The organism is Arthrobacter sp. NPDC056691 (assembly GCF_042791415.1).
GTDB lineage: Bacteria > Actinomycetota > Actinomycetes > Actinomycetales > Micrococcaceae > Arthrobacter.
The window spans coordinates 12,526-32,831 of record NZ_JBHTXX010000031.1; the positions used below are offsets into that span (position 1 = coordinate 12,526).

Genomic DNA, 20,306 nt, shown 5'->3' on the forward strand with positions numbered 1-20,306 from the left:
AATCCCCGATCTGAGGGCATTAGCTGCCAGTTCGCGCTTCGGGGCGGGGCTTAAGTGTTCGTTCGCGCTAATAGGATTGGTAACCATGACCGACGCAGCAGCAGGGACCACGCCCCGGGCCGGCCGCCCGCCCAAGGATGGGGCGCCGGCGGCCAGCGACCAGTACGTGCAGTCGCTCGCGCGCGGGCTGGCGGTCATCCGCGCGTTCGACACCGAACACGCCGACATGACGCTCACCGAGGTTGCTGCCCGCACCGATCTCACCCGCGCCACGGCCCGGCGTTTCCTGCACACGCTGGTGGAACTCGGCTACGTCCGGACCGACGGCAAGACCTTCGCGCTCACGGCCCAGGTGCTTCAGCTCGGCTATGCCTACCTTTCCGGGCTCTCCCTGCCGCAACTGGCCCAGCCGCACCTGGAGGAGCTGTCGCTGAAGCTCGGTGAGTCCACCTCCGCCGCGGTGCTGGACGGGACAGACATTGCCTACATCGCCAGGGTCACCACGCGCCGGATCATGACCATCGGCATCACCGTAGGCACCAGGTTCCCCGCCTATGCGACATCGATGGGCAGGGTGCTGCTCGCCGGGCTCCCCCCGGAGCAGCTGAAGGAATACCTGGCCGCGGCGGAGATCAAACCGCTCACCCCGCGCGCGGTCGGCACCGTGAAGGACCTCTTGGCCGTCCTCGACAAGGTCCGGGCCCAGGGCTGGTGCCTGCTGGACCAGGAGCTGGAGCTGGGGCTGATGTCCGTGGCCGCACCTGTTTATCACGGCCCGAAGGTCGTGGCGGCCGTTAACGTGTCTCTGCAGGCACAGTCTGTGGCCGCCAAGCCGGATCGCGATGCCTATCTGGAATCCGTGCGCAAGGAAATCGTGACCACGGCTGAGCGAATTTCGGCGGACTTCTCCAGCGGACGCTAGGCCCTGTCGACGGGTCACCCTCCCGCCACACGGACTTGGGCCATAGACTCTAGCCAACTACGTGCAGCAGCGCCGCTCCGTCCACCCGACCGCGAAGGTCCGGACCCTCCAGGAGGAGCAGAGGCGCCGCTGCACCCGTTGGAAGGAAGTGGCGGGTGAAGCTGGGCATAGCGCGGGAGCGCAGGGAAGGCGAACGGCGGGTCGCTGCGACGCCGGAAACCGTGAAGCAGCTGGCAGGACTGGGCCTGGAGGTGCTGGTCGAATCCCGGGCGGGTGTCTCCGCCGGGCATGCCGACGACGAATACCGCCAAGCCGGAGCCCACATCGTCGCCGACCTCGATCCCGCCGGGCTGGATATCCTCGCCCACGTCCGTCCGCTGGAACTTCCGACGGCGGGGGCCCTGAAGCGCGGGGCCGTCACGGTCGGTCTGGCGTCGCCGTCGTCCGAACTCGCCACCGTGAGGACGCTCGCCGAACGCGGGGTCACCTCCTTCGCGCTGGAACTCGTGCCCCGCATCTCCCGTGCGCAGTCCATGGACGCACTCTCCTCGCAGGCCCTCGTGGCCGGCTACCGCTGCGTCCTCGAAGCCGCCATCCGCCTGCCGCGGTTCTTTCCGCTCTACATGACCGCCGCCGGAACCGTCCCGCCCGCGCGGGTGCTGGTACTCGGCGTCGGCGTGGCCGGGCTGCAGGCAATCGGAACGGCGAAGCGTCTCGGCGCCCGCGTCTCCGCCAACGACATCCGGCCCTCCTCTGCGGAAGAGGTCACGTCCATGGGCGGCACGTTCATCAGGCTGGACCTGGAGACGGCGGAGGCAGCCGGCGGGTACGCCCGCGAGCTCAGCGCCGACCGCGGCGCCCTGCAGCGGCAGCTGCTGGCACCGCACGTCGCCGATGCCGACGTGCTGATCACGACGGCGGCCGTCCCCGGCAGGCACGCCCCGCTCCTGGTGACCCGCGAGATGGTGCAGGGGATGCGTCCCGGGTCGGTCGTCGTCGACCTCGCCGCCGAGTCAGGCGGCAACGTCGAGGGGTCTGTTCCCGGCCGGGACATCCACGTCCCCACCGCCGACGGAAGGGGAACTGTCGCCGTCGTCGGCCTGAAGGACGCGCCGTCCGCCATGCCCACGGACGCCTCCCGGCTTTACGCGAAGAACGTGGCCAACCTGCTGGCCCTGATGACCAAGGACGGGGCGGTAGTCCCGGATTTCGACGACGACGTGATCGCAGGTGCCTGCCTGACGCACGACGGCGTGGTGCGGCACCCGCCGACGGCCGAGGCTCTCGCGGCGCTCGAACTCGCCGACGAGTTGGCGAATGACCCGGTGACTGCGTCGGAAAACGAAGGGGTGGCCTGATGGACGGCATCAGCCTGCTGACCATCACCGTGCTTGCGGTGTTTGTCGGCTTCGAAGTGGTGTCGAAGGTTTCCAGCACGCTGCATACGCCCCTGATGTCCGGCGCGAACGCGATCCACGGGATCATCCTGGTGGGCGCCATCATCGTTGCCGGCCAGGCCACGCACCCCTGGGTCCTCGCGGTGGCGCTGCTGGCCGTGGTTCTTGCCACGGCGAACCTGGTGGGCGGCTTTGTGGTGACCGACCGCATGCTCGAGATGTTCCGCGGCCGCAAACCCGACAAACCGGCCAAACCCACCCAGGGTGAACCTCAGGGTGACGCCAGGGAAAACACGGAGGCCACGCGGTGATCCTCCTGGACCCCAATGTCACCGCCCTGCTGTACCTCGCGGCCGCCGTCTTCTTCATCCTGGCGCTGAAGGGCCTGAACTCCCCGCGCACCGCCCGCCGGGGCAACCTCATCGGCGCCTTTGGTGCGCTGATCGCCGTCGTCACGGTCTTTTTTTCGACCCGGCTGGACAATGTCCCCCTGATCCTCGGCGCCATTGTTGTCGGCTCCGGTGTGGCCGCCCCCGTGGCCAGGCGCGTCAAGATGACCCAGATGCCGCAGCTCGTTGCGCTGTTCAACGGCGTGGGCGGCGGCGCCGCCGCGCTCGTGGCGCTGCTGGAACTGCCGCATGCGGAGGACGCCTGGGTGCGTGTCGCCGTCGCCTTCACCCTGCTGGTGGGGGCGGTGTCCTTCGCCGGCTCGGCCGTGACGTTCGCGAAGCTGCAGGAGCTCATGACCACCCGTCCCGTGGTGTTCCCCGGCCTGCCGGTGCTCATGGGGGCGGTCCTGCTTGCCGCGGTCGGGGCCGCGTCCGCCGTCGTGACGGGCGGTTCGCTGGTCCTGGCGCTGCTGCTCCTGTTGCTGGGCCTGGCGGCGGGCGTGCTGCTGGTGCTGCCGGTGGGCGGCGCGGATGTGCCGATCGTCATCTCCCTGCTCAACGCGTTCACCGGCCTGGCGGTTGCGGCGTCCGGCCTGGTGCTGGGGAACGTGCTGCTGGTGGTGGCCGGCACGCTCGTGGGCGCCTCAGGCACCATCCTCACCCGCGCGATGGCCGCGGCCATGGGCCGCAGCGTGGCCGGCATCCTGTTCGGCGCGTTCCGGGGAGGTTCGACGGCGGGATCCACGGCCGTGAGCGACCGTCCGGTCCGCTCGTCCAGCCCGGAGGACGTGGCGGTGCTGCTAGGCTACGCGCAGCGCGTGATCATCGTTCCCGGCTACGGGCTCGCCGTGGCGCAGGGGCAGCACACCGCGGCAGAGCTGGCGCAGGCCCTGGAATCCCGGGGCACCCGCGTGGACTTCGCCATTCATCCGGTGGCCGGGCGCATGCCGGGGCACATGAACGTGCTGCTCGCCGAGGCCAACGTGCCCTACGAATCGCTCAAGGAAATGGGCGAGATCAACTCCGAGTTCCGCACCGCCGACGTCGCGCTGGTGGTCGGCGCGAACGACGTCGTGAACCCCGCCGCGAAGACCACGGCCGGCTCGCCGATCTACGGGATGCCAATCCTCGAGGTGGCGGACGCGCGTCAGGTGGTGTTCCTCAAGCGCTCCATGCGGCCGGGGTTCGCCGGGATCGAGAACGACCTCATGTTCGAGCCGCAGACCACGCTGCTGTTCGGCGACGCGAAGGAGTCCCTGACGAAGGTGCTGGGCGCGGTGAAGGCCCTGTAGGGTGTTGGGGTCTGCACCCTCCTGCACTGGTTCCTCAACTGCTTATTCAACCGCCGCCGTTACCGAAATGTGACTTTTGGTGCGGGGGTGCGGTAGCCTCGGCCGGTGCCCTGGTTCCGCTCAGGGCATCCCGGGCAGAATGCCGAGCCCTGCCGCTGACCGGGATCCGTTCGCTATCACCAACAGGCAGGGACGGGGGAACCACCTTAGTACCGGCCTTGCGCGCCAAGGCCTAGGGGTTAAGTCCAGGCGCTGCGCCCAGCAGCGGGCAGGACCGGGTGACTCCCACCCGAACCCGACAGCTAACCCCGCAGGCATGGGAGAGGCACATCAACCATGTCACGTAAGTTCACGCCCGCGCGCCATCGCGCCACCCCGACGACGTCCATCGCCCTGCAGGGCCTGTCGTATTCCTTCAAGTCCAATGCCGCCTCGGTTGCCAAGCCGGCGGCCGCCGCCGCCGTCGCTTCCGGACTCCTCTTCGGCGCGGGGGCACCTGCCCACGCAGGTGCCTACGCGCCCGAGATTCCGGCCAGCGGCGCTGCACAGTCCGCCCCGGCCCCGGCCGCTGCTGCTGTGAAGTCCGTCGCGGGCCAGGCGCTCGCCGCACCCACCCAGGCGCAGGCTCCGGCAGTCCCGGCCCCTGCGCCGGCAGTCCCGGCTCCGGCAGACGGAGGATCGGCTGTTGCAGGCGCGTCGCACACCGTTGCGCCCGGCGACACCCTCGGCGCCATCGCGGCACGCCACGGCGTCAGCCTCGATGCACTGCTCGCGGAGAACGGCCTGTCCCTGGCCTCCGTCATTTACCCCGGTGACCAGATCCTCATCCCGGGGCCCGGCGCGGCCGCGGCTCCCGCAGGGCCGGTAACTCCCGCAGTGCCTGAGGTCCCCGCGGTCCCTGCTGTTCCCGCGGCCCCTGCAGTTCCGGCCGTTCCTGCAGCCCCGGCCGTCCCGGAGCCCGCCGGCATGGGAATCTACAACGCCTCCGCGTCGATAACCCCGGCAACAGCAACCGCTCCGGCAGCCAGCGGCGCGGGCGCAGCCATTGTGGCCTCCGCCAGGGCGCAGCTTGGTGCCACCCAGGACTGCACCGTCCTGGTGGAGCAGGCCCTGCGCTCCGTCGGCAAGTCCGTCGGTGACCTCGCGCCCGCGCAGTTCTACCAGTACGGAACTCCGGTCTCCTCCCCGCAGCCCGGTGACCTGATGATCAGCGGCGGACACGTCGGCGTCTACATCGGCGGCGGCCAGGCCATCAGCAGCGGCATGAACGGCGTCAACGAAACCATCGTGCACCCGGCCTCCTGGCTCACCGGCTCCACTTACGTGCGGGTGAACGCCTAACAGCGGATGCCCGCCTGACCGGCGGCAACCGGACACAGCAGCGGCGGGTGCATCGGCACCCGCCGCTGCTGCGCTTGATGCCCCAACTGGAATACGGGTGGGCCGGGAGCAGCGTGCCGCATAATTTCGCTCCACCTACTTCCGGTGCGGCGGCAGGATCCGGGCGGCGCGGACGACGGCGTCTGTCACCTCCGTGAGGCCCGGCGAGTCCAGCGTCCAAACCTGCCAGTAGAGCCGCAGGTCCTCGCTCCATGCCGGGTCGAGCTCCACGAGAAAGTTCGCCGGGTCCTGCTGGTCCGGCACCATGCCCCAGCCAAGGCCGGCGTGGATCGATTCGACGTACTGGACTGAGTCGGGGATGAAGTGCTGCGGGGGAGTGGCGTCCGGTGCGACCCGTGCGAGGACAGCGAGCTGGTGGGTGTCCTTCCGGTCGTACTGCATGACGGGGGCCGCGGCGAGGGCCTCCGGAGTGGGCCCGCCAGGGAACCATCTGGCCACGAACTTGTGCGACGCCTTGGCCCGGTACACCATCGTGCCGAGCGGCCGGATGGTGCATCCCTGTACCGGCCGGGGATCCGCGGTGACCGCACCGACGGCATCGCCGGACCGCAGCAGGTCGGCCGTGGCGTGCTCATCGTCGCGCAACAGCTCAAGGGCCACGCGGCCGCCGAGCGCAATCTCCCGGTAGGCCGGCGGCAGCCACGTCGCGATCGAGTCCGCATTGGCCACAATGGGAACCCGCAGCCGCCCGGCGCCGGGCCGTCCGCCGTCGTCCTCCCCGGTGGTCTCCGGCCTGCGCAGGGCAAGGACCGCCTCGTCGGCGAGGAGCAGGAGCTGGCGTGCCGAACGGAGGAGCTGCTCGCCAGCCGGCGTTGGCCGGACCGGCTTGAGGCGCCGCACCAGCACGCTCCCCACGGAGCGTTCGAGCGCCTTGATGCGCTGGCTTACGGCCGAGGGGGTGAGGCGGAGTTCGCTGGCCGCGGCGTCGAAGGTCTCGTGGTCGACGACGGCGGCAAGCGCCCTGAGCTGATCGAGTTCCATGAAGATATTCTAATGAAACTGTAAAAAAAGTGAATTGCATTTCAGATTTGACGGTCGTACCTTCGAAGAATGCTTCCCTTTCTGACCGGGCTCGGAGCCGGCCTCAGCCTCATCGTCGCCATTGGAGCCCAGAACGCGTTTGTCCTGCGGCAGGGACTCAAACGTGAGGCTGTCCTTCCGGTGGTCCTGGTCTGCCTCGCCAGTGACGCGCTGCTGATTCTGGCCGGCGTCGCGGGGATCGGCGCACTCATCCAGGGTGCGCCGGTGCTCCTCGCCGTGGTGCGCTGGTTCGGTGTCGCGTTCCTTCTCGCGTACGGGGTTTTCGCCGCGCGGCGGGCCTTGCGGCCCGGGGCGCTCAAGGCAGCGGATTCCCCGGTCAGGGGAACCGCCTGGTCGGCCGTGCTCACCGCCGCAGCCATCACGTGGCTCAACCCCCACGTGTACCTCGACACGCTGGTGCTGCTGGGCTCGCTGGCCAACTCTCACGGTGATTCAGGCAAGTGGCTGTTCGGAGCGGGGGCCGCCGCCGGCAGCGCCCTCTGGTTCCCCCTTATCGGCTACGGTGCGCGCGGGCTCAGCGGCTTCTTTGCGCGGCCGGCGTCATGGCGCATCCTCGACGGCGGTGTGGCCCTGCTCATGCTCACGCTGGCCGCCGTCCTCGCGACCGGACACTGACGCGGCACACTGACGGCGGTGTCGCTGCCAGTTCGAGGCCGCGGTGCTACGCCGGGCCACCGGCCGTCCGGTCGAGGATGCCGGCGATGATGTCCAGCGCGCGGGCAAGCTCCAGATCAGTCGGCGCGCCGTACCCGATGACCAGGCCATTTTCCGGTGCCCGTTCTGCGAAGTAGCTTGCCAGCGTCACTACCCTGACTCCCAGTGCGAGTGCTTCCTGGGCCACGCGCCCGGCGGGAACGCCCGGCTGAAGCCGGATGACAGCGTGGAGGCCGCCGTCCAGGGCCGCCAACTGAAGGTCTGCCCGCCCTCCGAGCCTGTCGAGCAGCAGCTCACGGCGGTGGGCGTACTGGCGCCGTGCCCGGGCGATGTGCCGTGCGAGGCCGCCGCCGGCGATGTAGTTGGCCAGGGCGGACTGCATGACCCCGGGAACGGGTGTGCCGAGGTTCGTCCGTGCGTTCTTGAGGCGCTGCCCGGAGGTGCCGCGAACCACCAGATATCCGCACCGCAGCCACGGGCTCAGTGACTTGGAGAAGGTGCCTACCAGGACGACTTCGGCCGCGGAGGGCAGCGACGCCAGTGCGGGCAGGGGCATCCTGCGGTGCCGGAACTCGCTGTCGTAGTCGTCCTCGAGGATGACCACCCCATTGGCTTCGGCCCAGGCGAGCAGGGCCAGCCGTTCCTTCACCGGCATCCGGCCGCCCAGGGGGTACTGGTGGCTGGGTGTTACCAGGACGGCGTCAGGGCGGGGAGCGAGGGCCGCAAGCTGTGCCGCTTCCGGCCCGTCGTCGGCAACCGGAAGGGTCTGCACCGCGGCTCCGGCTGCGGACAGCACGCGCCTGGCCGTGGGATAGCCGGGGTCCTCCATCAGCACCCGGAGGGCCGATTGGCCGCGGAGTGCCGCGACGACCAGCTGCAGGGCGTCACTGGTGCCCGCTGTGATGACGACGTCGTCAGCACCCACCGTTAGTCCACGGGACGCGGCGAGGTGATCGGCAACGGCAGCGCGAAGGGCCGGCGTGCCCAGGGCGGCCGGAAGCTCAACCTCCACCGGCTCGGCAACGGCCTTCCGCCAGGCGGCCCGCCAGTCGCGGTCACGGAACGGGGCGCCGGACGGGCGTCCGGGCGTGAGGTCAATCGTTGCGGTTTGCTCCCTGCCGGATGCCGCCTGGGTGCCTGACGACGCCATGCCCCGGCCGTCGGAGCGGACCGCCACGCGGGTGCCGCCCGAGCCCCGGCTTTCCAAATATCCTTCACCCGCGAGCTGCTCATAGGCGCGGACCACCACTCCGCGGGAGACTCCCAGTTCGGCGGCGAGGCGCCGCGACGCGGGGAGCGTATGCTCCGGCCTCAGGGTTCCGTCCAGGATGGCTGCCCGCAGCCGGCCGACCAGCTGGGCGGCAAGCGGAACGCGGCTCCGGTGGTCCAGTACCAGTGGCAGTTCGGCTTCGATCTTGGTCCTCCTGAATCGTGGATTCTTGGATCTATGCTAGGACCAATCCGGCTGTGAGCATGAAGGGAGAAGCCAACTGGACTGAGAGAGGACGCCGTCGTGTTTAACGGCCTTTGTGCATTTCCCCTGACTCCGCTCGCCGGGGATAACGTCGACGAAGCCGCACTGGTTCGGCTGGTCGGGCGGTGCGTCGATGCCGGCGCCGACTCGGTTGGCGTGCTTGGTTCGACCGGCATCTACACCTATCTGCTGCGCGAGGAACGCCGCAAGGCGGTGAAGGCCGCCGTCGAAACTGCCGGGGGGACCCCCGTGGTGGCGGGTGTCGGCGCGATGCGCACCCGGGACGTGCTGGCGTGCGTCGAGGATGCCCACGCTGCGGGAGCATCCGGCCTGCTGCTGGCGCCGGTGTCGTATCAGCGGCTGACCGACGAAGAGGTCTACGGACTCTACCTCGACGTCTCGTCGGCATCCGACCTGCCGATCGCCGTCTACGATAACCCGGCCACCACGGGATTCACCTTCTCCGATGAGCTCCATGGCCGCATCGCCGAACTTCCGGGCATTGCATCGATCAAGTTCCCGCCCCCGGCGCCGGGCCAGGCCGCCGACCGCATCGCCCGGTTCCGGGCGGCTGTTCCCGGGCGTGTTTCCCTGGGCATCAGCGGCGACTGGGCCGCGGCAGAGGCCCTGCTCGCCGGCTGCGACGTTTGGTATTCGGTCGTCGCCGGTCTGTTTCCCAAGACCACGCGGATGATCTTTGATCTGGCCAGGACCGGCCAGGGCCACCTGGCAATGGAAGCATCTGCCGCGCTGGAGCCCGTGTGGGTGCTCTTCCGTGCGTACGGGAGTCTGCGGGTCGCTGCCACCATGGCCGAAGTGCTGGGCTTCGTGGAGGCGCCGTGCCTGCCCCGCCCGCTGAAAAGCCTTGACGGTGAAGGCCGCACGAGGGTCGAGGAAGCCCTGCGGCTCAGCGGCCTGGGCGCCTGAGCAGGTGCGGCATGGGTAACCTGAACCGAGGTACGGCGGAGCAAAAAGGACGGGCTGAGCAAAAGGCACAGATGGAGCAGGGCCCGCAGCCAATACCGGCGCCGGGCCCGGCCCGGACCGGCGGCGGATTGGCCCGCTACGTGGCGGCCGCGACGCTTGCCCGCACCGCAGACGGCGGAGCCGTTGTGGCGATCGTCCTCATGGTCACCACCAGCGGGGCGCCGGGCTGGCTTGCCGGCCTGCTCGGCGCCTGCATCACGGCCCCGCACCTGCTGGGGCCGCTGGTGGCGCGGAGCTTGGACTCCTGCCGTGACGGCCGTGTACTGATCGCGTGGGCCTGCATGGTCCATGGCGCCACCCTGGCGGCCGCCGTCCTGCTGTACCCGGTGGCATGGCCGGTCACCGGCATTCTGCTGGTGGTTTCGGGACTCGTTGGCCCGCTGCTGACCGGCGGCATCAGCAGCCGACTTCCCGCGATCGCCGGCCCGGGCCAGGTCAGCCAGCGCCGTGCCCAGGGCTGGGATGTGGCAACCTACGGAATCGGCGGAACCATCGGCCCCAGCGTCGTGGCTGCCGTCTCGGCCTGGGCGGGACCCACAGCAGCCGCGCTGATTCTGGCGGCGGCCACATTCGTGGCTGCCGCCGTCGTTCGATTGCTGCCCTACGTTCCTCCCGCAGCAGTGGCAGCGGAGGTTCCGCGGCCGGTCCAGACCCTGCGGCTGATGGCCGTCACAGGCCGCCTGCGGCGGATGCTGTACCTGACCGCGACGGTGGCGTTCTCCGTTGCGGCCCTCCCCATCGCGGCCGTCGCCTCCACAGCCATGTTCCACGTGCAACCGGCTGCCGCCGGCGTGCTGACGGCCGCGTACGGGTTGGGCGGCCTGGCCGGATCGGCCGGAGTGATGTGCCGTCCGCTGCGGGGCGACGCGGACCGGCTGGTCACCCGGCTTGCGGGAGCGGTTGCGGCCGCGCTCGCGGTCGCCGCGTTGTCCGGGTCCTTTGTGCCTGCCGCCGCCGCGTACGCAGCCGCTGGGGTGATGAACTCGTACTTCTTCGCGGCGACCCTCGCCGCCCGCAGCGAATTTGCCCCGCCGCAGGTCCGCGGGCAGGTGTTTGTTTGGGTCGGTGCCCTCAAAATTGCCGCCGGGTCCGCCGGAACAGCCGCCGCCGGCGTCGTCATAACAGGGGAGCCGCAGCTTCCGCTGTTCCTTGTCGCCGCACTCATCGTGGCCGTTGCCGGGGCATCCGTCCTGGACCGCCGCAATGCCGGCGGGCCGGACCCGGGGTGATGGCGGCTGGCCGCGGGTCGATCAGCTGTGGTTCGTGCCCATATCCCGGGTTCGCCGTTACGATTTGAGTTCCGGGGCTTTCGGGCCCGCCCGCAGCAGCTGAAGGACACCATGACAGCCCAGAATGCATCCTCGCCGCCACGGGCCGCCGTGGTGGTCAACCCCGCCAAGGCTGATGGCGCCGACCTCCGCGCCTCGCTGATCCGGCTGTGCGACACGCAGGGCTGGGCCGAGCCGCTCTGGCTGGAAACCACGGTTGAAGACCCGGGCGTGGGTCAGGCCCGCGAGGCACTGGAGGCGGGGGTCGACGTCGTTATTGCCGCCGGCGGCGACGGTACGGTGCGTTGCGTGGCTGAGGCGCTGGCCGGTACCGGAACGCCGATGGGCATGGTCCCGCTCGGGACTGGCAACCTGCTGGCCCGCAACATGGGCGTGGACATCACGGATCCCGTTTCCGCAGCGCATGACGTCCTGAACGGCACCGACCGCACAGTCGACGTCGCCAGGTCCAGCTTTGACGGGTCCGACGACGAGAACGTCTTCCTGGTGATGGCCGGCGTGGGCTATGACGCCGCGATCATGGCGGACACCGTGGACGCGCTGAAGGACCGCGTGGGCTGGCTCGCCTATGTGGAAGCGGGCATCCGCAAGCTGCCGGGCAAGCCGGTCAGGGCCACCATCCAGGTGGACGACAAGCACCCGGTCAAGCGGCGGATCCGCAGTGTCATGGCAGGGAACTGCGGCCGCATCATGGGCGGGATCGAGATTTTCCCCGAAGCGAAGATCGACGACGGCATCCTGGACCTGCTGATCCTGGCGCCCCGCGGGCATTTCGGCTGGCTGGGCGTCGCGGCAGGCATTTTCGGCCGCAGGAAGAACCGGAAGGAATCCGCGGAGTACTTTCAGGGCAAGAAAATCGAGATCACCCTGGACCACGAGGAGGAGTTCCAGCTCGACGGTGACCATGTGGGCGCCGTCAGACAGTTGTCCATCTGGGTGGAGCCCGGGGCGCTCAAAGTCCGGATGTAGACCCGATCCGGTAGTAGATCTTCCGGACGTAGAGCGCCCCGGGCTTGGGAGTGCCCGGACCTGACCTAAATGGACAGGCGCGTCAGTCCCCGAGGAGCCTGCCCCACCTTGGTGCGAGCAAGGGGGAGCCGGCGAGCTTCAGGCAGTGCCACAGCGTCACGGCCACCGAGTCCAGCACCGGGACGCCGGTGCCCGCCTCGATTTCGGCGGCGATGTTGGCGCCGTACAGGTTGGTGCAGAGGTAGATCAGCGCATCCGGAGCGTCGGCCGCGAGTTGCAGTGAACCGGGACGCATTTCATCATCGGTGACCCGGCCGAAGGACTCGTTGTCGCTCAGGCCCAGGCAGCGGTGGCTGACGGTTTTGATGCCGTCCCGCTCGTAGGACTTGATGATGGCCTCGTTGACGTCCTCGGTGTACGGCGTGAACAGCCCGATCCGTTCGGTGCCGAAGGACCGGAACGCCTCGAGGTACGCGAGCGTGGACGTCGTGGCAGGGATGCCGGTGGCGTCCGTGATTTCAAGGACGAGGTCGCGGTCGTGCGTGGACCCCAGCCACGATCCCGAGGTGCCGTTCCACGCGATCACGTCCACGTCCGCCGTCGCCAGCAGCCTGGCTGCCTCGCGCATGACGGCGGGGTCGAACTGCCGGTCCGATGAATCGTCCAGCGCGATCCGGGTTACCGGTATCCGGGTGAAATGGATCGTGACGTCGGTGCGGTCGCCCAGGATGCGGTAGCTCTGCGGTTCCAGGCACGTGTTCGACGACGGCACGATCATGCCGATCCGGGTGGGCCGGACAGGTGAAGCCGGGCGGTGGGGTGAAGTGTGGCGGTTCAACGGGTGCTCCTAGAGGGTCGCGGCGGACAGGTCGGCAGCGGCGGCAAGGTGTTCCCGGAATCCGTTCCGGGCCACGAAGCGGCCCACGGCGCCCGGATCGTGGAAGCCCTCCCGGTCCAGCACCACGCGGCCTGCGGAAACCACGACAGCGGGCCAGCCGGCCAGCGTGCGGCCGTCGAAGGGCGAGAAATCAGTTCCCATGTGCAGCGAGCCGCCGTCCACGGTGCGCTGTTCAGCGGGATCGAAGAGCACCAGGTCGGCGTCGAATCCCTCGGCGACGGTGCCCTTGCCGGGGAGGGCGTTGATGCGCGCCGGTCCGGAGGAGAACACCTCCACGAAGTCCTCGACGCTGCTGCCGGATTCAGCCATCGCCGTGAACGTCACGGGCATGCGCGTCTCCACGCCCGGGAGGCCGTGCGGCATGGCGCGGACGTCGTCGGTGCGTTCCCGCTTCTGGGTCAGGTCGTAGCAGGAGTGGTCCGAGGACACGGTGTGGATGGCGCCGCCGGCCAGCCGCTCCTTCAGCGCCGCCACCGTTTCCGGGCTGCGCATGGGCGGGCAGCAGGCGTACCACTCCGGGAAGGCCGAGCTGTAAACGGTGTCATCGAGCGTGAGATAGTGCGGGCACGTCTCCGAGTAGGCTTCCTGGCCGCGCTCCCGGGCCTCGGTAACCAGGTCGACCGCCCCTGGCGTGGACTGGTGGACGAAGTACACGGGTGCCTTGGTGTATTCGGCCATGGCCAGGGTTTCCTTCACCGAGATTTCCTCGGCAAGCTCAGGGCGCGTGCGGTGCAGGTGCTCGATGCCGATCCGCCCGTCGTCGGCGTGCTGCTGTGTGCAGTCCGCGATGATCGGATCGTGCTCGGCGTGGATGTAGGTGAGCCCGTCCAGCCGGACCATTTCGCGCATCACCCTCAGGATGGTGTCCCCGTCCGCCATGGTGCTGCCGCGGTTGGTGGTGTACATCTTCACGGAGCGGACGCCCTCGGCGGCGAGCTGTTCGAGCTGCCACGGCACTGTCTCGTCCCAGCTGACCACGGACCCGTGCAGGGCCACATCGCAGCGGGACTCCTGCGCCAGTTCCTTCTTGTTGAGCACGGCTGCCAGCGGGGTTTCGCGGGCGTCACGGGGGATGCCGAAGTCGATGATGGTGGTGGTGCCGCCCCACAGGGCGGCGGTCGAGGTGGTCCGGTAATCGTCCAGGGTGCGGAACCGGCCGGTCACCTGGGCCACGTGGCAGTGCCCGTCCACGCCGCCGGGGATCACCAGCTGGCCGGTGGCGTCGACGGTGCGGAGTGCGTCGGGTGCGGGTTCTGTGGCGTCGACGAGCTGGCTGATCTTGCCGTCGACCACCACGACGTGGGCATGCCGGCGGCCAAAACTGTTGACCACGGTGCCGTTGGCAATGACGAGTTCGGGGATGCGGGACATCGTTGTCCTCCTGACTGGGGAGCTGACGGGTTTGCTGGGGCTGGTTGGGTGCGCCGGGGCTAGCTGGGTGCCACGGCGTTCGACGCCGTCTGGGCGGCGGTCAGGGCGGCGTCGAGATTTTCGGACAGGCCCTTGCGGGCCTTGACCGGCGGCGGGGCGAACGCTCCGGCCCGGTGCATGCCGGACTGAAGCTCCACAATGGCCTCCGCCATGCGGATGCCGGCGGAAATGCCGTCCACCACGGGGACCGGGATCTGGCCGCGAAGTTCGCGGGCCAGCCCTGCGAGGGGCGCGCCGGCGAGGATGACGACGTCGGCCCCGTCCTCGGTGACGGCCTGCCGGCTCAGTGCCAGGAGGGTCTCCTTGAAGTCGTGCTGCACCGAGCCGATGCCGTTCAGGCTTTCGTTGATGGAGCGGATGGATGCCAGCCGTCCGCCGAGACCAAAGCGTTCCACACAGTCCCGGTACCACGGCCGGATCCGGTCGGAGATGGCGATGATGGAGAAACGGTGCCCCTGTAGCGCCGCGGCGCAGAGGGCGGCCTCGGTGATGCCGATGACCGGCACGTCGGTGAGTTCCTTCAGGGCCGGCATGCCCGGATCCCCGAAGGCCGCCACGACGACGCCGTCGATCTTTGGGGAGGCAGGGTCCTCACCGGTGCCGGTGGTGTGTTCGGCGATGATCTCAGCCACGGCGCCGGCGGCGATCAGGGACTCAAAGCGGGTTTCGATGTATTCCACGCCGTGCCCGGCGGTGCAGACCACCAGCTCGGTGTCCGGCGAGGCGGAGCGCAGGGCCTCCGATTCGATCAGCGCGGTGACGTCGTCGCTTATGTTGGGGTTGATGACAAGAAGTTTCATTTTTTCTTCCGGTGCAGAGCGGGTTCGGTTTTCTGGAAGTCGTCGGGGAACTGTTCGCGGTATTTGCCGATGTGCGACGCCGACTGGGCCGCGGCACGGTCGGGATCACCGCTGGCGATGGCCTCGTAGAGGTCCCGGTGTTCCTGGATCAGTTCCGGCAGGTCGCTGACGTGGCGGAAAAGCCAGTGCATGCGCCCCTGCAGGGGTTCCAATGCGGATTTGAGGAAGCCGTTGTCCGCGATTCGTGTGATGGCGTCGTGGAATTCGCTGTTGGCGCGGTGGGCCTCCATGACGGCGCCCTTGCCGAGGCACCGTTCGGCCTCGTCCAGCAGTCCGTCAAGGTAGACAAGGTTCTCCGGTGTTGCCCGGACGGCGGCAAGGCGGCAGGCGAGTACTTCGAGCGACTGACGGACGTCGAAGAGATCCTCCACGTCCTTGGGGCTGAGCGAGCTGACCTCAGCGCCCCGTGCGCCCCGGTCGCTGAGCAGCCCTTCCTGGCGCAGCATCCGCAGCGCCTCGCGCACAGGAAGCCGGGAGACATTGAACTCGGCCGCCAGGTCGCGCTCCACGAGCCGGGTGCCGGGAGCGTAATGCCCTTCGAAGATCCTGGTGCGGAGCGCGTCCCGGACAGTCTCGCGGAGGGGGCGTTCCTTGTTCTGGGTTTCTTCTGCGGCAAGCATGATGCTCCATTCGTGTTTTTCTGTGACTCTATGTCCTCGTCGGCATCCATCTCTGCTCAGGCCGACGATTCTGACAAAGACCTGAATCGCGGAGGGCTGAAGCGGCCAAACTCCCGTTCAAGGGCCGCGGCGACCGCGAGTACTTCGCGGTCGCGGTAGGGCCGGCCAACCACCTGGACGCCGACCGGGAGGCCTTCGCTGGAAAGGCCGCACGGCACAACCGCCACCGGGAAACCAAGGATGCTGATGGCCCGGCAGCAGGATCCCAGCTCCGTCCAGCGAATGTCCTTGCCGCTGATGTTGAAGGTTGCGGTCCGGGGATCCGCCGCCGGCACACTGGCCACGGGCAACAGCAGGATGTTGTGCTGTTCCATGAACCCGAGCACCTGTGCGCGGATCGCATCCCGCTCCGCGGCGGCCTTGCGGTAGTCCGCCACAGTGCTGGGGGCGGCGCCCAGCAACGAGCTGCGGAGGTTGCTGCCAAGCCCGTCCTCACGCCCGCTGGCAAGCTCCACCACTTCGGGCATGCCCTCTGCCGTGCGCAAGGCCACGAAGGCTGCCGCCGCCTGTTCGATGCCGGGCGGCCTGCCGCGCGTCGTTGGAACACCAAGAGCCTGCAGGGCTTCCGCAGCACTCTGGACGGCGGCCACCAGATCGTCGCGGACGGGATGAGTGCCCTCGTCCTCGAACCAGGCACAGTTGATCCCGGCCAGGGAATCAACCGGACCGCCCAGCGGTACCGGAACGGTGGAAGGATCCACGCCGTCCGTCCCCGCGAGAACGCCGAGCAGCACGCCCAGATCGTCCACGCTCCGGGCCAGCCAGGCCACTGTACCCAGCCGGTGCAGCGCAGACATTGAGTTGGGCGCAGGGAGGCTTGCTCCGGCCGCCGGCGGTACGTACGGGAGGAGCCCTGTTTCGGGCACCAGTCCGACGGTGGGCCGCAGGCTGGTCAGGCCCGTGCAGTGGGCCGGCCAGCGGATGGACCCGCCAAAGTCGGTGCCGAGCCCGAAAGCGCTCATGCCGGAAGCCACGGCAGCGCTGTCGCCGCCGGTGGAACCGCCGGACGTCAGGCGCGTGTCCCAGGGATTCCAGGTGTCGCCGAAGAGCGGGTTGCGGGTATGTGTCTCGACAGCGAACTCCGAACAGTTCGTCTTGCCCAGCAACACCGCTCCCGCCTCCTGAAGGCGGCGGACCGCCGTCGCGGACTCTGCCGGAACGTAATCCGACAGAAGGGGGCTTCCCGCCGTGGTGCGCAGCCCTTTCGTGGCCAGGGTGTCCTTCACCGTGAACGGCACACCGTGCAAGGGACCCAAAGACCTGCCGGCTGCGGCAGCCCGGTCCGCGGCCGCCGCTTCCTCAGTTGCCAGCGGGTTCAGGGTGACGATGGCGTTCAGACGGGGGTTCTCCCGGGCGATCCGGTCGAGGTGCAGTGCCAGGCACTCCGTCGCCGTGAGGCGGCCTTCCCGCATGGCGTTCGCCCATTCCGTCACGGAAAGCCGGGTCAGCTGCTCCGTGTTCAAGGCGGCCGTGTCGATGGAAGCCTTATCCACGGAGGCTTGCGTTGGAGGCAGGGCGGTGTTGTTCATGTCCGTGATCCCTATCGTGTGGTGCTGGCCGTCTTGCCGGCCTCGTTCATGGTGATCTTGGACGTTTCCTTGGCGACGTAGACGCAGAACACCATGAGCAGCAGCGCGGCGGACAGGTAACCGGCCACGGCGAATCCGGAGCTGGTCAGGACGATCAGCTGGATAGCGATCAGCGGGGCAAAACCGCCGCCGAAGACGCCGGCGAGCTGGAAACCTACTGCGGAGCCGGTGTAACGGACCTTGGTTGCGAACAGTTCGGGGATGAATGAGGCAACGGGGGCGTACATGGCCGCGACGATCACGAGGCCGATGGCCGGGGCGATAAGCACCAGGATCGGGTCCTTGGAGTTGAGCATCGCGATGAATACGAAGCTGTAGATGATGCCCGCGACCGCACCGCCCATCATGACCGGCCTGCGGCCAATACGGTCCGAGAGTGCCCCGAAAAGCGGGATGCTGATCATCTGTGCAACAGCCGAAACAGTCGAAGCGGCCAGGGCCAGGCTCTTGGGCAAGCCCAGGTGTTCGGTTCCGTAGACGAGGACGAACAGGGCGAAGATGTAGAACGCAATGTCGCTGCCGATGCGGGCGCCGACCGCAAGGACCAGCTGCTTTTTGTAGTGCTTGAAGACGTACAGGAGTGGAGCCTTGACTTCTTCCTGCTTCTTCTCGGCGGCCTTCTTTTCCGTTTCCGCGAAGACGGGCGATTCAGCGAGCTTCATTCGGATGTAGAGGCCGATGGCGACCAGCGCGAAGCTGATCAGGAAGGGGATCCGCCAGCCCCAGGCGAGGAAGGCTTCCTTGGAGAGGGCCGACGTCATGAGCGTGAAGATGCCGGTGGCCAGAAGCAGGCCGGTGGGAGCAGCGGTTTGGACGAGACTGCCGAAGAGACCGCGCCGGCCGCTCTTGTCTGATTCGGTCACCATGAGAGCGGCGCCGCCCCATTCGCCGCCGATGCCGATGCCTTGCAGGAAGCGCAGGCTGACCAGAAGGACCGGAGCCCAGACGCCGATGTTTTCGTAGGTGGGCAGGAGCCCAACGGCGGCACTGGCCAGGCCCATCAGAAGCAGTGTGGTGACAAGGACGTTTTTGCGGCCGATTTTGTCGCCGAAGTGTCCGAAGATCGCGGCGCCCAGCGGACGCACAAGGTAGCCCACAGCATAGGTGGCCAGGGCCAGCAGGAGGCCCGTTGCCGGCTCTGAACCCGGGAAGAAGAGGAGGGGGAAGACGATGGAAGCCGCTGTGCTGTAGGCAAAGAAGTCGTAGTACTCAAGCGTGGTGCCGACGAAGCTCGCGGCGACGACTCTCTTCATTGAGTTCCCGCCGCCCTTCTGCTTGACGTCGGACAGGGAACCTCGGGTTTGGGAGTTGATCGACATGTGGCCCTCCTGGGCGATGCGATGGGGGTACAGGACCGGGTTTGGGTGAGGTGAGGAAGTCTGTCCTCGGAGTGCCGGTTTGGGATCCCAAATCTCACGGTAAGCCGTGCGTGAGTTGAAGTCAATAGTTTTGGGATCCCAAACGAGAATGGTGTTGAGGGCTGGCCAGCCTTAGACGGGAAGCCGCTTGTTGTAGTTCAGGGTGAGTACGGAGACCCCCATGATGATGGCGGATCCCACGAAGTAGAGCAGCGCCCAGGTGTAGGAGCCGGTGGCGCCGACAATCAGGCCGACGGCGATCGGCGTGACGAAGCCGGAGATGTTGCCGCTGAAGTTCATGGCCCCGCCGAGGACGCCGGCGTTGGTGCGGCCGCCCAGGATGGCCGGGATGCTCCAGAACAGGCCCACCCAGCGGAGGAAGAACATCACCACGGAGAGAAGGACGACGGCGGTGGTCGGGTCCGCAACGACGGTCACCCCGACGAGACCGCCCACCACCACGACGCTGGAGATGCCCAGCAGCGTCCGCATGACGCGGTTGGCGGAGGCGCCGGACGCCCGCCATTTGTCGGCAATGGTGCCGCCGAGGATCTCGCCGACGAAGCCGGCGCCGAAGATCACGAAGGTGGACCAGCCGATGGTCTTCAGGTCGAAGCCCTTGGCCTGGGCCAGGTACAGCGGGCCCCAGGTAAGCAGGCCGTAGAACACGCCGTTGAAGCCGAGCCAGCCAAAGCACATGGCCCAGAAGGAGCGGAACTTCAGGTAGGGGAGCAGCGCGCGCTTGCCCTTGCTGCCTTCCTTTAGGGCTTCGGCGTCCTCCTCGGCGTGGGAGGCCTCGATGTAGTCGGCCTCGGCGGCGTTGACCCCGCGGTGCTGGCGGGGATTGTCGCGGACGTACCACCAGACTGCCAGGCCCATGAGGACGGTGGCGGCGCCGGCGATGACGAAGGACGTCCGCCAGCTGCCGGTGGAGGCAATGAGCCCGGCGATGAGGATGCCGCCCAGGCCCGCGCCGAGGGGAGCGCCGGCGTCCAGGATGGTGGCGCCGCGGCCACGCTCCGACCTGTGCATCCAGATGGCGTTCAGCTTGCCGCCGGCCGGCATCACGCCGGCTTCGGTGACGCCGATGCCCAGCCGGGCGATGAACATGCTGAGGAAGCCGCCGGCCATGCCGGAGGCGGCGGTGGCCGCGCCCCAGCCCACGCATGAAGCGGTCATGACCTTGCGCGGACCGAACTTGTCGATCAGCAGGCCGACCGGGATCTGCATCAGGGCGTAGGTCCAGAAGAACGCGGAGAGCAGGAGGCCCACGAGCTCGGGGGGAAGGTTGAATTCCTTCTGGATGATGGGCAGGGCCACGGAGATGGAACCGCGGTCGATGTAGTTGACGGAAACCAGGACGAGCAGCAGCAGGAACAGCTTCCAGCGGACGCTGGTGCGCCGTTGCACGCCGTCCTTGCCGGGCTTGGTGCCGCGGGATTCGGGGGATGGGGCCTGGGTTGTCACTGCTTCAGTATCTGGGAGAGACACAGCTTCTCCTTTGCGGGAAGGGTGCGGACAGGGGATGGGGGGATGTAGTGGGGCGGTGCGGCCGCGTTCGGCGGGACTCTTCGGGCCGGCGGTGTTGGGTTTTGCGCCGGCGGAAAGACACCTGCCGTTTGGGATCCCGTTTTGGGATCCCAAATTCAAGGTAAGGAGTGGCGTGGGACACTGT

Annotated in this window: 18 protein-coding genes and 1 riboswitch; of the genes, 9 read left to right on the forward strand and 9 right to left on the reverse strand. The window is 68.3% G+C overall.

Annotation, left to right across the window (positions count from 1 at the left end; translation table 11 throughout):
- The first annotated feature begins 85 nt into the window (after window positions 1-85).
- The 5 genes from ACFRAU_RS20275 (at window position 86) to ACFRAU_RS20295 (ending at window position 5,341) form a co-directional block, all read left to right on the forward strand.
- Window positions 86-922: an IclR family transcriptional regulator C-terminal domain-containing protein gene (locus tag ACFRAU_RS20275; RefSeq protein ID WP_378001223.1), complete on the forward strand. Its 837-nt coding sequence runs from the start codon at window positions 86-88 to the stop codon at window positions 920-922.
- 155 nt (window positions 923-1,077) lie between these two features.
- On the forward strand, window positions 1,078-2,280 hold the full coding sequence (locus ACFRAU_RS20280; RefSeq protein ID WP_378001224.1) for a Re/Si-specific NAD(P)(+) transhydrogenase subunit alpha: 1,203 nt from the start codon (window positions 1,078-1,080) through the stop codon (window positions 2,278-2,280).
- Window positions 2,280-2,630, forward strand: coding sequence for an NAD(P) transhydrogenase subunit alpha (locus ACFRAU_RS20285; RefSeq protein WP_378001225.1), 351 nt, complete (start codon window positions 2,280-2,282; stop codon window positions 2,628-2,630). Before ACFRAU_RS20280 ends, ACFRAU_RS20285 begins: the two co-directional genes overlap by 1 nt.
- Entirely contained in the window at window positions 2,627-4,000 is a 1,374-nt protein-coding gene (locus ACFRAU_RS20290) for an NAD(P)(+) transhydrogenase (Re/Si-specific) subunit beta (protein WP_378001226.1), read from the forward strand. Before ACFRAU_RS20285 ends, ACFRAU_RS20290 begins: the two co-directional genes overlap by 4 nt.
- Window positions 4,001-4,161: 161 nt before the next feature.
- A riboswitch (cyclic di-AMP (ydaO/yuaA leader) is annotated at window positions 4,162-4,330 on the forward strand.
- Window positions 4,331-4,336: 6 nt separating this feature from the next.
- On the forward strand, window positions 4,337-5,341 hold the full coding sequence (locus tag ACFRAU_RS20295) for a LysM peptidoglycan-binding domain-containing protein (RefSeq protein ID WP_378001227.1): 1,005 nt from the start codon (window positions 4,337-4,339) through the stop codon (window positions 5,339-5,341).
- A 135-nt stretch (window positions 5,342-5,476) separates the two neighbouring features.
- Here the strand turns inward: ACFRAU_RS20295 and ACFRAU_RS20300 are convergent, their stop codons facing one another.
- The gene (locus tag ACFRAU_RS20300) at window positions 5,477-6,382 is read right to left on the reverse strand and encodes an ArgP/LysG family DNA-binding transcriptional regulator (protein WP_378001228.1); all 906 of its coding nucleotides are present in this window, start codon (window positions 6,380-6,382) and stop codon (window positions 5,477-5,479) included.
- Window positions 6,383-6,451: 69 nt separating this feature from the next.
- Here ACFRAU_RS20300 and ACFRAU_RS20305 point away from each other — a divergent pair, with 69 nt between their 5' ends.
- A complete protein-coding gene (locus tag ACFRAU_RS20305; RefSeq protein WP_378001229.1) occupies window positions 6,452-7,057 on the forward strand; it encodes a LysE/ArgO family amino acid transporter in 606 nt (201 codons plus the stop codon).
- 46 nt (window positions 7,058-7,103) lie between these two features.
- Here ACFRAU_RS20305 and ACFRAU_RS20310 read toward each other — a convergent pair whose 3' ends face one another.
- Entirely contained in the window at window positions 7,104-8,510 is a 1,407-nt protein-coding gene (locus tag ACFRAU_RS20310; protein ID WP_378001267.1) for a PLP-dependent aminotransferase family protein, read from the reverse strand.
- Window positions 8,511-8,609: 99 nt separating this feature from the next.
- On the opposite strand from ACFRAU_RS20310, the gene ACFRAU_RS20315 reads away from it, so the two are divergent.
- The 3 genes from ACFRAU_RS20315 (at window position 8,610) to ACFRAU_RS20325 (ending at window position 11,815) form a co-directional block, all read left to right on the forward strand.
- On the forward strand, window positions 8,610-9,497 hold the full coding sequence (locus ACFRAU_RS20315) for a dihydrodipicolinate synthase family protein (protein WP_378001230.1): 888 nt from the start codon (window positions 8,610-8,612) through the stop codon (window positions 9,495-9,497).
- 11 nt (window positions 9,498-9,508) lie between these two features.
- Complete coding sequence (locus ACFRAU_RS20320) at window positions 9,509-10,786, forward strand: MFS transporter (RefSeq protein ID WP_378001231.1); 1,278 nt, start codon at window positions 9,509-9,511, stop codon at window positions 10,784-10,786.
- A gap of 111 nt (window positions 10,787-10,897) precedes the next feature.
- Window positions 10,898-11,815 (forward strand): diacylglycerol/lipid kinase family protein, encoded by a 918-nt coding sequence (locus ACFRAU_RS20325; protein WP_378001232.1) that lies wholly within the window; start codon window positions 10,898-10,900, stop codon window positions 11,813-11,815.
- A gap of 82 nt (window positions 11,816-11,897) precedes the next feature.
- Here the strand turns inward: ACFRAU_RS20325 and ACFRAU_RS20330 are convergent, their stop codons facing one another.
- From ACFRAU_RS20330 to ACFRAU_RS20360, 7 genes are all read right to left on the reverse strand, one after another.
- Window positions 11,898-12,653 carry an aspartate/glutamate racemase family protein gene (locus ACFRAU_RS20330; protein ID WP_378001233.1) on the reverse strand — a complete coding sequence of 252 codons (756 nt, stop codon included), beginning with the start codon at window positions 12,651-12,653 and terminating at the stop codon, window positions 11,898-11,900.
- A gap of 9 nt (window positions 12,654-12,662) precedes the next feature.
- On the reverse strand, window positions 12,663-14,084 hold the full coding sequence (locus ACFRAU_RS20335) for an amidohydrolase family protein (protein WP_378001234.1): 1,422 nt from the start codon (window positions 14,082-14,084) through the stop codon (window positions 12,663-12,665).
- 59 nt (window positions 14,085-14,143) lie between these two features.
- On the reverse strand, window positions 14,144-14,944 hold the full coding sequence (locus ACFRAU_RS20340; protein WP_377995700.1) for an aspartate/glutamate racemase family protein: 801 nt from the start codon (window positions 14,942-14,944) through the stop codon (window positions 14,144-14,146).
- Window positions 14,941-15,624: a GntR family transcriptional regulator gene (locus ACFRAU_RS20345; protein WP_378001235.1), complete on the reverse strand. Its 684-nt coding sequence runs from the start codon at window positions 15,622-15,624 to the stop codon at window positions 14,941-14,943. The genes ACFRAU_RS20340 and ACFRAU_RS20345 overlap by 4 nt, the downstream gene beginning before the upstream one ends.
- 56 nt (window positions 15,625-15,680) lie before the next feature.
- The gene (locus ACFRAU_RS20350; RefSeq protein ID WP_378001236.1) at window positions 15,681-17,213 is read right to left on the reverse strand and encodes an amidase; all 1,533 of its coding nucleotides are present in this window, start codon (window positions 17,211-17,213) and stop codon (window positions 15,681-15,683) included.
- 11 nt (window positions 17,214-17,224) lie between these two features.
- Window positions 17,225-18,592 (reverse strand): MFS transporter, encoded by a 1,368-nt coding sequence (locus ACFRAU_RS20355; protein ID WP_378001237.1) that lies wholly within the window; start codon window positions 18,590-18,592, stop codon window positions 17,225-17,227.
- Between the two features lie 171 nt (window positions 18,593-18,763).
- Window positions 18,764-20,122, reverse strand: coding sequence for an MFS transporter (locus tag ACFRAU_RS20360; RefSeq protein ID WP_378001238.1), 1,359 nt, complete (start codon window positions 20,120-20,122; stop codon window positions 18,764-18,766).
- Between the last annotated feature and the right edge of the window lie 184 nt (window positions 20,123-20,306).

What these genes read in the sequence shown, in the direction of transcription:
- ACFRAU_RS20275 (WP_378001223.1), top strand. Translation starts at nt 86, where the DNA reads ATGACCGACGCAGCAGCAGGGACCACGCCCCGGGCCGGCCGCCCGCCC.
- ACFRAU_RS20285 (WP_378001225.1), top strand. Translation starts at nt 2,280, where the DNA reads ATGGACGGCATCAGCCTGCTGACCATCACCGTGCTTGCGGTGTTTGTC.
- ACFRAU_RS20295 (WP_378001227.1), top strand. Translation starts at nt 4,337, where the DNA reads ATGTCACGTAAGTTCACGCCCGCGCGCCATCGCGCCACCCCGACGACG.
- ACFRAU_RS20300 (WP_378001228.1), bottom strand. Translation starts at nt 6,382, where the DNA reads ATGGAACTCGATCAGCTCAGGGCGCTTGCCGCCGTCGTCGACCACGAG.
- ACFRAU_RS20305 (WP_378001229.1), top strand. Translation starts at nt 6,452, where the DNA reads ATGCTTCCCTTTCTGACCGGGCTCGGAGCCGGCCTCAGCCTCATCGTC.
- ACFRAU_RS20320 (WP_378001231.1), top strand. Translation starts at nt 9,509, where the DNA reads ATGGGTAACCTGAACCGAGGTACGGCGGAGCAAAAAGGACGGGCTGAG.
- ACFRAU_RS20325 (WP_378001232.1), top strand. Translation starts at nt 10,898, where the DNA reads ATGACAGCCCAGAATGCATCCTCGCCGCCACGGGCCGCCGTGGTGGTC.
- ACFRAU_RS20335 (WP_378001234.1), bottom strand. Translation starts at nt 14,084, where the DNA reads ATGTCCCGCATCCCCGAACTCGTCATTGCCAACGGCACCGTGGTCAAC.
- ACFRAU_RS20340 (WP_377995700.1), bottom strand. Translation starts at nt 14,944, where the DNA reads ATGAAACTTCTTGTCATCAACCCCAACATAAGCGACGACGTCACCGCG.
- ACFRAU_RS20345 (WP_378001235.1), bottom strand. Translation starts at nt 15,624, where the DNA reads ATGCTTGCCGCAGAAGAAACCCAGAACAAGGAACGCCCCCTCCGCGAG.
- ACFRAU_RS20350 (WP_378001236.1), bottom strand. Translation starts at nt 17,213, where the DNA reads ATGAACAACACCGCCCTGCCTCCAACGCAAGCCTCCGTGGATAAGGCT.
- ACFRAU_RS20355 (WP_378001237.1), bottom strand. Translation starts at nt 18,592, where the DNA reads ATGTCGATCAACTCCCAAACCCGAGGTTCCCTGTCCGACGTCAAGCAG.